At 70.2% G+C, this 13,032-nt stretch carries 14 protein-coding genes; 5 read left to right on the top strand and 9 right to left on the bottom strand.

The genetic code is table 11. The features are described 5' to 3' along the window. Window positions 1-5: 5 nt before the first annotated feature. From FHR33_RS21755 to FHR33_RS49170, 3 genes are all read right to left on the bottom strand, one after another. A complete protein-coding gene (locus FHR33_RS21755; RefSeq protein WP_183650762.1) occupies window positions 6-1,106 on the bottom strand; it encodes a WD40 repeat domain-containing protein in 1,101 nt (366 codons plus the stop codon). A 189-nt stretch (window positions 1,107-1,295) separates the two neighbouring features. Then, the gene (locus FHR33_RS21750; RefSeq protein ID WP_183650760.1) at window positions 1,296-2,543 is read right to left on the bottom strand and encodes a Gfo/Idh/MocA family protein; all 1,248 of its coding nucleotides are present in this window, start codon (window positions 2,541-2,543) and stop codon (window positions 1,296-1,298) included. Between the two features lie 278 nt (window positions 2,544-2,821). Beyond that, window positions 2,822-3,070, bottom strand: coding sequence for a hypothetical protein (locus tag FHR33_RS49170; RefSeq protein WP_221241191.1), 249 nt, complete (start codon window positions 3,068-3,070; stop codon window positions 2,822-2,824). A gap of 15 nt (window positions 3,071-3,085) precedes the next feature. Here FHR33_RS49170 and FHR33_RS49165 point away from each other — a divergent pair, with 15 nt between their 5' ends. Next, entirely contained in the window at window positions 3,086-3,313 is a 228-nt protein-coding gene (locus tag FHR33_RS49165; RefSeq protein ID WP_221241190.1) for a hypothetical protein, read from the top strand. 21 nt (window positions 3,314-3,334) lie between these two features. Here FHR33_RS49165 and FHR33_RS21740 read toward each other — a convergent pair whose 3' ends face one another. Then, window positions 3,335-4,915 (bottom strand): coiled-coil domain-containing protein, encoded by a 1,581-nt coding sequence (locus tag FHR33_RS21740; protein ID WP_183650756.1) that lies wholly within the window; start codon window positions 4,913-4,915, stop codon window positions 3,335-3,337. Between the two features lie 160 nt (window positions 4,916-5,075). Beyond that, window positions 5,076-6,248 carry a class I SAM-dependent methyltransferase gene (locus tag FHR33_RS21735; protein ID WP_312895654.1) on the bottom strand — a complete coding sequence of 391 codons (1,173 nt, stop codon included), beginning with the start codon at window positions 6,246-6,248 and terminating at the stop codon, window positions 5,076-5,078. Window positions 6,249-6,519: 271 nt separating this feature from the next. Between FHR33_RS21735 and groES the strand changes: the two genes are divergently transcribed. Next, complete coding sequence (gene groES / locus FHR33_RS21730; protein ID WP_043623565.1) at window positions 6,520-6,831, top strand: co-chaperone GroES; 312 nt, start codon at window positions 6,520-6,522, stop codon at window positions 6,829-6,831. A gap of 62 nt (window positions 6,832-6,893) precedes the next feature. Continuing rightward, window positions 6,894-8,516, top strand: a complete 1,623-nt coding sequence (gene groL, locus FHR33_RS21725; protein WP_183650752.1) for a chaperonin GroEL — start codon at window positions 6,894-6,896, stop codon at window positions 8,514-8,516. Window positions 8,517-8,709: 193 nt separating this feature from the next. Here groL and FHR33_RS21720 read toward each other — a convergent pair whose 3' ends face one another. Together FHR33_RS21720 and FHR33_RS52735 are read right to left on the bottom strand one after the other, a co-directional pair. Continuing rightward, window positions 8,710-9,363: a GlxA family transcriptional regulator gene (locus tag FHR33_RS21720; RefSeq protein WP_312895653.1), complete on the bottom strand. Its 654-nt coding sequence runs from the start codon at window positions 9,361-9,363 to the stop codon at window positions 8,710-8,712. A gap of 69 nt (window positions 9,364-9,432) precedes the next feature. Beyond that, window positions 9,433-9,642: a helix-turn-helix domain-containing protein gene (locus FHR33_RS52735; RefSeq protein WP_312895652.1), complete on the bottom strand. Its 210-nt coding sequence runs from the start codon at window positions 9,640-9,642 to the stop codon at window positions 9,433-9,435. A gap of 106 nt (window positions 9,643-9,748) precedes the next feature. Between FHR33_RS52735 and FHR33_RS21715 the strand changes: the two genes are divergently transcribed. Together FHR33_RS21715 and FHR33_RS21710 are read left to right on the top strand one after the other, a co-directional pair. Next, a complete protein-coding gene (locus tag FHR33_RS21715) occupies window positions 9,749-10,204 on the top strand; it encodes a nuclear transport factor 2 family protein (RefSeq protein WP_183650749.1) in 456 nt (151 codons plus the stop codon). A 247-nt stretch (window positions 10,205-10,451) separates the two neighbouring features. Next, window positions 10,452-11,090 carry a sigma-70 family RNA polymerase sigma factor gene (locus tag FHR33_RS21710; protein WP_221241973.1) on the top strand — a complete coding sequence of 213 codons (639 nt, stop codon included), beginning with the start codon at window positions 10,452-10,454 and terminating at the stop codon, window positions 11,088-11,090. A gap of 106 nt (window positions 11,091-11,196) precedes the next feature. Here the strand turns inward: FHR33_RS21710 and FHR33_RS21705 are convergent, their stop codons facing one another. Both FHR33_RS21705 and FHR33_RS21700 read right to left on the bottom strand, forming a co-directional pair. Further along, a complete protein-coding gene (locus FHR33_RS21705; protein ID WP_183650746.1) occupies window positions 11,197-11,574 on the bottom strand; it encodes a DUF5319 domain-containing protein in 378 nt (125 codons plus the stop codon). Window positions 11,575-11,602: 28 nt separating this feature from the next. After that, a complete protein-coding gene (locus FHR33_RS21700) occupies window positions 11,603-12,616 on the bottom strand; it encodes a helix-turn-helix transcriptional regulator (protein WP_183650744.1) in 1,014 nt (337 codons plus the stop codon). Window positions 12,617-13,032: the final 416 nt, after the last annotated feature.

Here is a 13,032-nt window from a genome sequence, read left to right as displayed (position 1 = left end):
GCGGCTCACCAGACGGCGTTGGGCGACAGGTCCTCACCCGGGTGGGCGCCGACCTCGATGGGCAGTGACGTCGTCGACCCGTCCTGGAGGTCCACCCGGTAGAAGCGCCTGCCGTGGGTGTGGAGCAGGTACCTCCCGGTGCCGTCGAGACTGAACCGGAGGCTCAGCGACGCGTCGGGAGGCAGCGCGACCCTCGCCAGGACCTCCGGGGCGGCCCCTTCGCGGAGGGCGAGGCGTTCGACGGTGTGACCGACCGAGTACACCAGGGCGGCGCCGTCAGGGGTGTAGGCCACGGACTGGGGCAGCCACAGGCCCTTGCCCGGCTTGACCGGGCGTGCGGCGGCGAGCAGGTCGGAGCCTGGCACGGCAGGGTCGAGGACGCCCAGCCCCCAGCCACTCCCCACGAGCGCCAGACGCTGCCCGTCAGGTGCCCAGGCCAGCCCGGGCACCATGGAGAAGGCGCGCGTGGCCCAGTCGCGGCGCGCTCCGGTGGCGAGCTCGGCCACCGTCACCTTCGCTCCTCCTCCCAGGACGGGCGTGGCATAGGCGAGCCGGGTGCCGTCGGGGCTCAGGGCGAGGGCGGTGCCGGGGTTGTTCCCCTCGCCCTCGAAGCCGGGCACGAGCTCGGGCTGCCCGGGCCGTCCGTCCTCGGACAGATGGACGCGGAAGAACCGGAGAGCGGAGTACGGGCCGGTCCATCCCGAGAGCAGGAAGGTGCGGTTGTCGGGCGCGGCCGCCACGAGCTGCCACGAACCGCGCACGCCCTGCGGCAGCCGGATGTCGGCGATGAAGGCCCCGGTCGTGGCGTCGTGGACGACGGGCGGCACCGGGGTCTGGATCGCAGTCTTGGAGTTCTCTGGGAAGTAGGTGATCGGCACCCGAGCCGTCACGACGAAGCGGGGCGGGCCCGTCGGGGCCAGCGCGGGATGTGTCGTCATGGGCTGCGGCGCCGGGAGATCCGCAGGCGAGGAAACGGTCAAGTCGAGCGCGACCCGCTCGACAGAGGGCTGGTCGCCGCAGGCGCTGAGGAGCATGAGGGCGATCAGCGAGGCCGCGGCGACGGCTGGGCGCGTGGGCACATCGTCGATGATCAGGGGCGGCGACATCAGGGTCAATGTCACAGGAGAGGCATGGCGTTGCCCAGCGCCATCGGGGGTGCTTAACGTGGTGTTGATGTGCGTGACGCTCGGCTGCACGTCCAGGGGGAAGGTGAGCGCTACCGTCACGCGCTCGTGCCCGGCGCGACGATCGGCGTGACCCGCTGACGCGGGGCTCCTGTCCGGGGCGGTGGCGCTCTAGAGGGTGACCACCGTGCCTGACAGGCGGGCACGCTCAGCGGCCCAGACGACGCGATGCGTGGCCAGGCTCGCCGCGGCGTCGGAGCGCAGCAGGCTCGGGTCGCCGGTGGAGACGGCGGCGAGGAAGGCGTCGGTGAGACCCGCGTCGCCGCCGCCGTGCCCCTCGGCCGCCGAGGGGCCGGCGGCCACGTGCGTGTCGACGAGTTCCTCGCTGCCGTCTCTGAAGTCGACCACACGCAGGACGCGGCCGTCTCCCTCGATGTGCCCGTGCGTGCCGAACAGGCGGGTCCTGCGGTGGTCCATGGGGGTGAACGCGCTCATCGTGAACGAGCAGGTCGCGCCGTCCGCGAACTCCATCGTGACCTCCTGGTGGTCGACGACGTCGTTGTCGGTGGCGTAGACGCAGCGTCCGTAGGGCCCGGTGCGCAGCGCCTCCAGGACCTCCTCTTCGGTACGGCCCGCAGTGACCGCCGACAGCGGCCAGAACTCCCGAGCGGGATCACCCAGGCAGCCGAGATAGAGGCGGGGAGCCGAGTACGGGCAGCTGGGCTCGAGCGGGCAGTCGAGGCAGCGGTCCGCCGCGTGCTCGGGCCTCTCCTCGGCCCTGAAATGGCTGAGGCCGCCGAAGGAGGCGACCCTGGAGGGGCCTGCGCCGAAGAGATAGATCAGCCAGTCGATGTCGTGGCACGACTTGGCCAGCAGCATCGGCGCCGAGGTGTCCTCGCGCCGCCAGTTGCCGCGCACGAAGGAGTGGGCCTGGTGCCACCAGCCGACGGGCTCGAGGTGCTGGACGTTGACCAGCCGCCCGATGCGCCCCTCGTCGAGGAGGCCCTTCAGCGCCTGCGTATAGGGCGTATAGCGCAGGACGTGGCAGACGGCCAGCATGATCCCGTTGCGGGCGGCGGCGTCGGCGATCATGACGGACTCGCGCTCGCTGGTCGCCATCGGCTTCTCCAGGAGAACATGATAACCCTGGTCCGCCAGCGCCACGGCGGGCTCGGCGTGCAGCTGGTCCTGGGTCGTGATGAAGGCCGCGTCGGCGAGCCTCCCCGCGGCCGCCAGGTCCTTCCAGTCGGCGTGGACGAGGTCGGGAGAGATCCCGAACTCCGCCGCGAAGGCGGCCCTGCGCTGTGGATCCGGCTCGGCCACCGTCACCACGCGCCCCGCGCCCGTGGCGTGCGCCCTGCGGGCGTAGGTGAGCCCTCGCAGGCCCGCGCCGACGACGGCGAGCGTCACTCCAGCCATGTGACCTTCCCCTGGACTGATGATCACGGAACCCATCATTGTTCTGCGAGGAGGCGGAGGCAAGATGGATCTGCTGCGCCTGCGCCGGCACAACGCTCTCGTCGTGATCGGCGTGCCGCGCGGTGAGCAGCCGCTCACGCTCACCGACGTGGCAGGGCGGACCAGCCTGTCGAGGGCGTCCGCCGAGGACGTCGTACGGGAGCTGATGGGCAAGGGATGGGTGGCCGAGGCCGCGCCCGTCGCGGGGGGCGTCGGCAGACCGGCGCGCGGCTACAGGTTCAGGGCCGACGCGGGGCAGGGTCGTGGGTGTCGACATTGGTGGTCACAAGGTGCTCGCGATCCTCGCCGACCTCGACGGGAGCGTGCAGCGCCGGGTCAGGGTCTCCGTCACGCCGGAGATGGGCAGGACCGAGCGCCTGGCCGCCGTGAGAGGCGATCACGGCCTGCCTCCAGGGCGCGCCCGAGGTGTGGGCCGCGGGCGTGGCCACCACCGGCCTGGTCGACGGCGCGGGACGGGTCATGTTCACCGACGCGCTGCCCGAGTGGACGGGGGCTCGACCTGGCCGCGCTCGGCCGACGTGCTGGTCGAGCCGTTGCGCAGGGAGCTCGACAGATGGTGCCTGCGGACCCCCGAGGTCAGGATGTCGACGCTGGACGACGAGGGCGTGGCCCTCGGGGCGGTACGGCTGGCCCTCGATCACGTGGAGGAGCGCGTGCTCGACGTGCGCGGCTCCCTGGCCGGCGCAGGACGCTCGGTGGGGTCGGCGTAGTGACCCCGCCGGGCGTCGCCGCTAGTCCTTCGTGTTGCGGCTCGGGCGCAGGAGCGCCTCGGCCAGGGCGAGCATGGTCTCCTCCAGCGCGCCGAGGCGCTTGGTGAGGTCGGTGGTGGCGGGCTCGACGATGCCGGTGACGCTCTCGGCCAGCTCGGCGCGGTCGGGCCGGGCCGTGACGGCGTCGGTGAGCGCGGCCGCCGCGGCGGTCAGCCGCTCGTCGATGGCGTCGAGGCGCTTGACGTGCTCGATCGTCTGGGTGTCGAGCAGCTCTCCGACGCGCTCGCTGATGCTCAGCGTGACGGGCAGCTGGCCGACGCGCTGGTTGACGGCCTCCACTCGGTCGTCGATGGCCTCGAGGTGCTCGCTGGCCTTGTCAGCGGTGGTGGACATGCCGGTGAGCGTGGCGTCGAGGCCGTCGAAACGGGTGACGACGCGCTCCTCGACCTCCGACAGGCGCTCGTCGATCGTGTCGAGGTGGATGCCCAGGTCGTTGAAGCGGCCCTCGACCCTGGTGGCGGTCTCGCCGAGCTGGTTGCCCGTGCCGGCCATGCGCTCGTCGAGCGCGGTGAAGCGGCCGTCGATGCGCCCGTCGAGCCCGTCGAAGCGGTCGTCGTGCCGGCCGAGGTGGCCGTCGACGGCGCCGAGCCGCTGGTCGACGCCTGCCAGGCGGGAGTCGAGCCCGCCGAGGCGGCCGTCGACGCCGTCGAGACGGGTGTCGATGTCGGCCAGGCACCCGTCGGCCGTCTCGATGCGGCCGTCGACGCTGGTGAGCCTGGTCTCGACGGCGACGAGGCGGCCTTCGACCCTGTCGGCCCTGCCGTCGAGGCCGTCGAGCCTGCCCGCCAGGCGGCTCTCGGCGTCGTCGACCTTGGCGCCGACCTCCTCGATCGAGGCCGACAGCAGCTCGGTGGAGGCGGTCATGGCCTCGTCGACCGTCTTGAACTTGGCCTCGACGGCACCGGGCAGGGCGCTCAGCCCTGCCTCGATGCGCTCGGTGCGCGTGGTGAGGTCGGCCATCGACTTGTCGAGCCTGGTGAAGCGGTTGGCTGCGGCCTCCATGCTGGCGTTGAGCTGGCCGAGCCTGCCCGCGAAGTCGCCCAGGCGCTGGGAGATGCCCTCGCTGCTGTCGACGACCGACTGAAGGCGGCTGAGCGCCTCGTCAAGGCTCTCACTCACGGCGCCGACGTCGGCCCACAGGCTCGGCAGCTCGATCACCGGCTTGACCCGCTCGCTGACCGACTCGACGCGCGCGTCGACGTTGCCGACCTGCTCGCCGACGGCGTCGACGTGGTCGCGCACCGCCTCGACGTGCTGGGCCAGCCCCTCGGCCCATGACGGCGGCCTGGTCGTGATGTCGTCCAGGCGGCCGCTCACGGTCTCGAGCGCGCCGCTGAGGCCGCCGAGCTCCCGCTCGCGCACCTCGCGCAGCAGCCACTCCATGCCCTCAAGCCGCTGCCGGATCTCGTCGAGCACGGCGCCCTGGGTGCGCTGTTCGTAGACGTGGTCCTGGGCGGCGCGCGCTAGCAGCTCGCGCATCCTGTCGGAGATGGCGGTCTGGCTGCCTGCCTGGAGAAGGGTGGTGTGGTTGGAGTGATCCACCGAAAGCTCCTTCACTCGCCGACGGTATGCCGCGCAGCGGTGTGGTTTTCAGATTCGTTAGGGGAGAACTCCCGCCCGGCCACCCTAGTAGCTGGATCAAGATCCTTCGGGGCTGACTTTAAAAGATCGCGATTATCAATGTATCGCCCCGATTTGTCATTTACGCAGGTCGAGAGGGGGTACAGATGAGCGCCGAAGGGCGGTCCATAATCCTGGTCAGAATGACGACCGCGGATTTGTCGCCGGAAAGGCGCAGGTCGCGCCGCAAACGCTCGATGTCGACCGCCGACGCGCGTTTCTTGATAGTCGCATTTCCGACCTGGCGTGCGCGGAGGGCGGCTCGCAGGCGTTTGACGGAAAACGGCATGGCTTCGTGCACCTCGTACCTGGAAGCCCATTCGGTGTCGACCGGATCGTCGCCGGTGATGTAGGCGATCATCGGGTCGGCGAGGCGGCCGCCGACCCTTCCTGCCACCTCGGCCACCAGGTGCGCGCGGATGGCCGCGCCGTCCGGCTCGTAGACGAAGCGCCCCATCGGACCGACCTCGGCCTCGGCGCCGGTGGCGGTGAGCGTGCTCCCTCCGGGCAGCAGCGTCGCCCTCCTGACGCCCGCGCCGCCCGAGAGGCGGCCGGTCCAGAGGACGGCCTCCTTGACCTCGCCCCTGTGCGAGACCCACTCCGCCTCCGCCCCCTCGGGGACGAACTCGTAAGGGATGCCGGGCGCCACCTTCAGGCAGGCGGCGGGCGCCCTGCCGAGCAGGTCGAGGACCACGGGCCACGGCGGCGAGTAGGCGTGGGGGTCGAAGGTCCTGCCCCTGGCCGTACGGCGGGCGGGGTCGGCGAACAGCACGTCGTAGCCGGAGGGGTCCACGGTCGCGGCGTCGGCCGTACGGACCGTGGCCAGCTCCGACAGTCCGAGCGCGTCGATGTTGGCGCGGGCGACGGCCACGGTCAGCGGGTCGGTGTCGACGGCGTCGACCTCGCAGCCGGCTCTGGCCAGCGCGATCAGGTCGCCGCCGATGCCGCAGCACACGTCGACGACGCGCTGCCCTGGACGGAAGCGGGCGGCGCGGTGCTCGGCGACCTCGCGGCGGGTGGCCTGCTCGACGCCGTGAGGGGTGAAGTACATCGACGCCGCGTCGTCGCCGAACTTCGCCACGGCCCGTTGGCGGAGGGTGGCCTGGGTGAGGGCGGCCGAGGTGAGGTCGGCGTCGTGGGTCCTGCGCATCCTGGTGGCGGCCACGACGGGATCGGCGCCCATCAGTTCGACGGCTTCGGCGAGTGCTCGCTGCCCGCGAGGCGTCAGAAGGGAGAGGAAGGCGTCGTGGTCCACGCCGTACGACGTTAGTGCAGGCACCCGGGGACGAGGCCGAGGGGCAAGGTGCGAGATGTCGCCCGATGGGTGATTCGGGAGGCGGCGGAATCACGCTCTAAGCGGAGCGGGGCGGTTCGTGTTGACGGGCAGAGCCTGCTTGCATATGTTTCGTGTTGGCACTCTCATACCGAGAGTGCCAACGTGCGACGAGGCAGGTCTGACACCCGCGACGGCAGGCCCAGCTGGTCGCCTCTTCTAGATCATTCAAATCTGAAGGGGAGGTCCGATCGTGACGACCGCCACTAAGGTTCCCGTTAAGCCGCTCGGCGACCGCATTGTGGTCCAGCCGCTTGAGGCCGAGCAGACCACCGCTTCCGGCCTGGTCATCCCGGACACCGCCAAGGAGAAGCCGCAGGAGGGCAAGGTTCTTGCGGTGGGCCCCGGCAACTGGGACGAGGACGGCGACAAGCGGATTCCGCTCGACGTCAGCGAGGGCGACATCGTCCTCTACAGCAAGTACGGCGGCACCGAGGTCAAGTACGGCGGCGAGGAGTACCTCGTGCTCTCCGCCCGTGACGTTCTCGCCATCATCGAGAAGTAAGCCGTGAGAAAGCCCCGGGCCCGCAAGTGCCCGGGGCTTTCTACGCTGAGAGGACTTTTCCCATGCCGAAGATCCTGGAGTTCGAAGAGGACGCACGGCGCGCTCTCGAGCGTGGCGTCAACGCCCTCGCGGACGCAGTCAAGGTGACCCTGGGCCCGCGCGGCCGCAACGTGGTCATCGACAAGAAGTTCGGTGCGCCGACGATCACCAACGACGGTGTCACCATCGCCCGTGAGGTCGAGCTCGAGGCGCCTTACGAGAACCTCGGCGCCCAGCTCGCCAAGGAAGTGGCGACCAAGACCAACGACATCGCGGGTGACGGCACCACCACCGCGACCGTCCTGGCCCAGGCCATGGTCCGCGAGGGCCTGCGCAACGTGGCGGCGGGCGCCTCCCCGCTGTCGCTCAAGCGCGGCATCGACCTGGCCGCCAAGGCCGTCAGCGAGAAGCTGCTGGCCACCGCGAGGCCGGTCGAGGACAAGAAGGAGATCGCCAATGTCGCGACGATCTCCGCTCAGGACGCCAAGATCGGCGAGCTGATCGCCGAGGCGTTCGACAAGGTGGGCAAGGACGGTGTCATCACCGTCGAAGAGTCCAACGCCATGGGCATGGAGCTCGAGTTCACCGAGGGCCTGCAGTTCGACAAGGGTTACCTGTCGGCCTACATGGTCACCGACCCCGAGAGGATGGAGTCGGTCCTCGAGGACCCCTACATCCTGATCCACCAGGGCAAGATCGCCTCCATCGCCGACTTCCTGCCGCTGCTCGAGAAGGTCGCCCAGACCAAGAAGCAGCTGCTGGTCATCGCCGAGGACGTCGAGGGCGAGGCCCTGGCCGTCCTGGTGACCAACAAGATCCGCGGCACCTTCACCTCCGTCGCCGTCAAGGCGCCCGGCTTCGGTGACCGCCGCAAGGCCATGCTGCAGGACATCGCGATCCTGACCAACGGCCAGGTCGTCAGCGAGGAGATCGGCCTCAAGCTCGACCAGGTCGGCCTCGAGGTGCTCGGCAGCGCCCGCCGCGTCGTCGTCACCAAGGACGCCACCACGATCGTGGACGGCGCCGGTGAGGCGCAGGCGATCGAGGACCGCGTCAAGGAGATCAAGCTCGCCATCGAGCAGTCCGACTCCGACTGGGACCGCGAGAAGCTCCAGGAGCGTCTGGCGAAGCTGTCGGGCGGCGTCTGCGTGCTGCGCGTCGGCGCGGCCACCGAGGTGGAGCTCAAGGAGAAGAAGCACCGCCTCGAGGACGCGATCTCCGCGACCCGCGCCGCGATCGAGGAGGGCATCGTCTCCGGCGGTGGCTCCGCGCTGATCCACGTCTCCAAGGACCTCGACGACCTCGGTCTGTCCGGCGACGAGGCCACTGGCGTGGGCGTCGTCCGCCGCGCGCTGGCCGAGCCCGCCCGCTGGATCGCCGAGAACGCCGGCCTCGAGGGCTACGTCGTCACCCACAAGGTCTCCGAGCTGCCCGTCGGTCACGGCCTCAACGCCGCGACCGGTGAGTACGGCGACCTGGTGGCGCAGGGCGTCATCGACCCGGTCAAGGTCACCCGCTCGGCCGTGCAGAACGCCGCGTCCATCGCCGGCATGCTGCTCACGACCGAGGTGCTCGTGGTGGACAAGCCCGAGGAAGAGGCCCCGGCCGCCGGTGGTCACGGCCACGGTCACGGCCACGGTCACTAGATCGGTCTGTGGAAGGGCCCGCGCCTTGGCGCGCGGGCCCTTTCGCTTTGCCCGGGTCTGCTGTGTCCGGGCCTGCTCTGTCTGGGTCGCTCTGTCCCGGCCCGCTTCGTCTCGGCTGGCGCTGCCCGGGTTGGCTCTGCCGTGGCAAGGCGGCTCGTTCCGTCGGGGCGGGCGGGCTCCCGCCACGACGGGGTCACGAGAGCGAGGTCCTGAACCGGGCGCGGTAGGCCGAGGGGGTGACCCCCAGGTGGCGGAGGAAGGCCCTGCGCAGGGACTCGTCGCTGCCCATCCCCGAACGCGCGGCGGCACCTGTGACCGTCTCGCCCGAGTCGAGGAGCGACTGGGCCGCCTCCAGCCGTACGGACTCCACGTAGGCGGCGGGCGTGCGGCCGACGCGCTCGTGGAACAACCGCGTCAGGTGGCGGACGCTGACGCCCGCCCTCGCGGCCATCGCCTGCAGCGAGTGGTCGGCGCCGGGGTCGGCGGCCACCTGGTCCAGCAGCCCGCGCAGCGGGTCGTGCCTGGGGCGCGGCGTGCGCGAGGCCACCGAGAACTGCGACTGCCCACCGGGCCGTTGCAGGAACACCACCAGATCGCGGGCCACCTCCCTGGCCAGGCCGGCGCCCATGTCCTGCTCGACCATCGCCAGCGACAGGTCGATGCCCGCGCTCACCCCCGCCGAGGTGAGCACCTCGCCCGACCGCACGTAGATCGCGTCGGGCTCCACCTCGATCGCGGGATAGCGGGAGGCCAGCGTCGCGGCGTGCCGCCAGTGGGTGGTGGCCCGCCTGCCGTCCAGGAGCCCCGCCTCCGCCAGCACGAACGCGCCCGTGCACACGGAGGCCACCCGTCGCGCGCTGACCGCTGAGACCGCCTCCAGCAGCTCCCCGCTGACGCCGTGGGCCGGCAGGCCGGGCTAGCCCGGCACCACCAGCGTGTGGGCGCTCGTCACGGGCGGCTCGGTCAGCAGACTGACGCCGGTTGAGGTGATCACGGGCCCGCCCGCCGGCGAGCAGAGCCGCACCCTGTACGGCGCGCCGAACCCGGCCGCGGTGCCGAACACCTCCAGCGGCGCGGTCACGTCCATCAACCGGACGCCGGGGTAGGCCAGGATCACGATGTCCATATCTGAGGGATTCTAGTCACGATGGACATGGCAACTGCATGGCCACCGCTGGAAGCCTGGACACATGACAGGGCGCGCCCGTGCCCTTCTTGGCTGGAGGTTTGTCATGTCCCGTCCGCCTGTTCCGCCTTTCACGGAGACCGACGCGCTGGCCAAGGTCCAGGCCGCCGAAGACGCGTGGAACACCCGCGACCCCGCGCGGGTCGCCCTGGCCTACACGCCCGACTCCGTCTGGCGCAACCGCGACGTCTTCCTCACGGGCAGGGAGGAGATCGAGAGGTTCCTGGCGGGGAAGTGGGCCAGGGAGCTGGACTACGCCCTGCGCAAGGAGCTCTGGGCCTTCGGCGACGACAGGATCGCGGTGCGCTTCCAGTACGAGTGGCGCGACGCCTCGGGGCGGTGGTGGCGCAGCTACGGTAACGAGCTGTGGGAGTTCGACGCCGAGGGGTTGATGAGGCGGCGCGAGGCCAGCATCAACGACGTGTCGATCACGGAGGGGGAGCGGCGCATCCACGGCGCCAGGCCGGAGGCGGAGCGCGGGGTGCCCTTCCCTCTCGCCTAGCCGTGATGCGCATGAGTCGCAAAGAAGAGCGAGTTGCCCGAAAGTGACCCTTATTCCGGTAAACCGAACGCGTTCGTAAAGCGTCCACGAGTCTGACAAGTGTCGTGCATTTCCGCTAATCGCGTGAAATATTGTCTCACACTGAAAGGCTTAGTGTCGTCACTCGATTACGGCCCGTTATCGTCGCCTCAATGTGACCAATCCGTAGCCGTTCGCTATGACGACAGGCAGGATGAGTGCGGGCATCATGCCTAACGTGAGCGAGGGAAGCGTCGCCGACGCCAAAATTGGGGTAAGGCTAGCGTCGAGACTTCCGGCACGATCGGATGAGTCCGACCTTCGGGAACTGACGAGCCTCGCCGTCCAGGGGGATCGCAGTGCGATCGAATCTCTGCTCGGGGAGCTCCGCCCGATGGTGGTGCGCTATTGCCGGGCGCGCCTTGGAAGGGTTTCAGGGCAATATCACATTGCAGATGATGTGGCGCAGGAAGTGTGCATCGCCGTTCTGTCCGCACTGCCGCGCTACCGCGACATGGGGCGTCCGTTCGCCTCGTTCGTCTTCGGGATCGCCTCGCACAAGGTGGCCGACGCACTGCGCAGTTGGGTGCGCTCGGCCGTCCCGACCCAGGACCTGCCCGACGGTCCCGACGAGGGTCCCGGGCCCGAGGAGACGGTGGTCCGCTACATCGAGGTCGAGCAGGCCCGCAGGCTGCTGTCCAGGCTGCCCGACAACCAGCGCGAGTTGCTGCTGCTACGGGTGGTGTCAGGGCTGTCTGCCGAGGAGACCGGTAATGTACTCGGCATGTCACCAGGAGCGGTTCGGGTCGCCCAGCACAGGGCGCTGGCCCGGTTGCGGCAGATGGCCGAGCTGGAGTCGATCGCTTGACCGAGGAGGAGAGCGACGCGCTTCTCGACGCGTTGTCGCGGGGTGAGCCGCCGCCCGGGTGGGATCAGGCTGCCAGGCTGCTGGCGGCGCTGGTCGAGGACGTCGGTCAGTGCCGTTCCTCGGTGTCGATGACGCCGTCGACGTAGCCCCTGGCGTACTCCCAGCTCACGTAGTCGGACGGGTCGGGGTGGAAGGCGGGCTCGTGCACCTGCGGCTGGCCGTTCTCGATCATCTGGCGGAGGTTGCCGCGCAGCAGCTCCCAGTCGAAGAAGTGCTGCTCGGAGCATTCGGGACAGTCGAGGACGAGGCCGAGCACCCCCTGCGGCTCGAGCAGCGAGCGGAAGACCTCGACGTCGGCGAGGTCGGTGATGGCCTCGTCGCGTTCGGCCGCGGTCAGCGGCTCGGCGTCGTCGAGGTCGCCCAACGCCGAGCTTGGATCGTTCGGGTCGTCCGCGAACGGATCCGGTGGCACGTCTTCCAGCACCTTCCCACCATATGACTGATGGGCGGCTCTACGTGAGCCATCCTCTGCGCGCGGCCTCGACGCCCGCGTGGAAGCGCGACTGGGCCCCGAGTTCGGCCATGGCGTCGGCGAACCTGGCGCGGACCGTGCGCACCGACACCCCGAGATGGCGCGCGATGGAGTCGTCGCACATGCCCTGCGCGGCCAGCCTGAGCACCTGCACGACGCCGTCGGCCTTGCGGCCCCACGGCAGCGGCATCGCCCTCGCCCACAGCTCCTCGAACAGCGAGCGCAGCACGCCGACCACGATCGGCGCCCGTACGACGTAGAAGTTGTAGGCATGGTCGGGCAGGTTGCCTCCCCAGGTGGCGGGCAGGCCGGCCACGCCCGCGCCGGCGGTCATGAACCAGCTCGGCACCCTGTCGAGGGTGCGCACCTGCCCGCCGGTCTCGATCAGGCGGCCGAGCTGGTCGCGTACGCCGGGCAGCGGAAGCGTCGCCACGGGGATGATCGCGCGCAGCCTCAGCAGGCCGCGCCGCTGCGCGTCGACCCACGGGTCGGCGAACTTCCTCGCGAAATCGATCATCGTTCGCTCGTCGGGGATGGCGGTGAGGAGCTCCATGGGCGTGGGGGACTGGACGGCGATGCCGACGACGCTCTCGTAGAGGATGTCGGCGCCGCTGACCTGCTCGACGGTGAAGGGGCCGCTCTGGTAGTCGCGCCCGGCGTCGTAGTCGCGGATCAGGTGGCGGATGGAGCCGAGCGCGGAGTCGATGCGGCGGCTCTCCTCGGCCAGCAGGTCGAGGCGCTCGGCGATCAGCCTGCCGAGCGCGGCGGCGGGGTGGCGGGCGAGGTAGTGACCGGACTGCTCGTCGATGACGCCCAGCCGCACGAGATCGTTCAGTTGCCTCCCCACGGTCTCGACGGGGCCGTCCATGGCTGCGGCGAGCTCGCTCAAGGTGGCCCTGTGCAGTCTCAGCACCGCCGTGTACAGCGCGGTTTGTGCCGGATCGAGCCCTAGGGTCTCGAGCGGGTCGGGCATGGTGCTGGAGTCATTGCGCATGTGCTGTGCTCCGTAGAGGGGACACGGGCGTGCCGCGAGGATAACCCGGAGACAGGGCCCTGTCCCGACCTTGCGACGACTCCTCCACGACAGGTGCAACTTCGTGCAATTGCACGTTTGCACATTGCGGTGTGCCACGGCGTCACGCAGCATTAACCCAGCGTCGGCACCCTGACAGCGAGCAGCGCCGCCACTTGGACGCGGAGGGGGGTTCGGTGGCACCCAGCGCCTCGCCTGAGGCTGCCGGTGGCCGGGGAACCGGGACGGATCACCGACCGTCCCGGTTCCTCGGCACTTCGATGCTTGGAGGACGACGGACCGTGGGGGTCATCGTCCTCCAGACCCGCCCAGATCCTTTTGGCCGCACCCACTAAACTTGCTGCGTACAAGCAGGGATGGCGGCTGGAGGGGTCACG

The sequence above is a fragment of the Nonomuraea dietziae genome, assembly GCF_014195505.1.
Classification (GTDB): domain Bacteria; phylum Actinomycetota; class Actinomycetes; order Streptosporangiales; family Streptosporangiaceae; genus Nonomuraea; species Nonomuraea roseola.
The sequence above is the reverse complement of the archived record's forward strand: the minus strand, read 5'-3'. Positions and strand labels throughout refer to the sequence as shown.

Bases quoted from the DNA above. Each gene is read 5' to 3' on its own strand.
- FHR33_RS21710 (WP_221241973.1), top strand. From the start codon at position 10,452: ATGCCTAACGTGAGCGAGGGAAGCGTCGCCGACGCCAAAATTGGGGTA.
- FHR33_RS21715 (WP_183650749.1), top strand. From the start codon at position 9,749: ATGTCCCGTCCGCCTGTTCCGCCTTTCACGGAGACCGACGCGCTGGCC.
- FHR33_RS52735 (WP_312895652.1), bottom strand. From the start codon at position 9,642: ATGGACATCGTGATCCTGGCCTACCCCGGCGTCCGGTTGATGGACGTG.
- FHR33_RS21700 (WP_183650744.1), bottom strand. From the start codon at position 12,616: ATGCGCAATGACTCCAGCACCATGCCCGACCCGCTCGAGACCCTAGGG.
- FHR33_RS21755 (WP_183650762.1), bottom strand. From the start codon at position 1,106: ATGTCGCCGCCCCTGATCATCGACGATGTGCCCACGCGCCCAGCCGTC.
- FHR33_RS21750 (WP_183650760.1), bottom strand. From the start codon at position 2,543: ATGGCTGGAGTGACGCTCGCCGTCGTCGGCGCGGGCCTGCGAGGGCTC.
- groL (WP_183650752.1), top strand. From the start codon at position 6,894: ATGCCGAAGATCCTGGAGTTCGAAGAGGACGCACGGCGCGCTCTCGAG.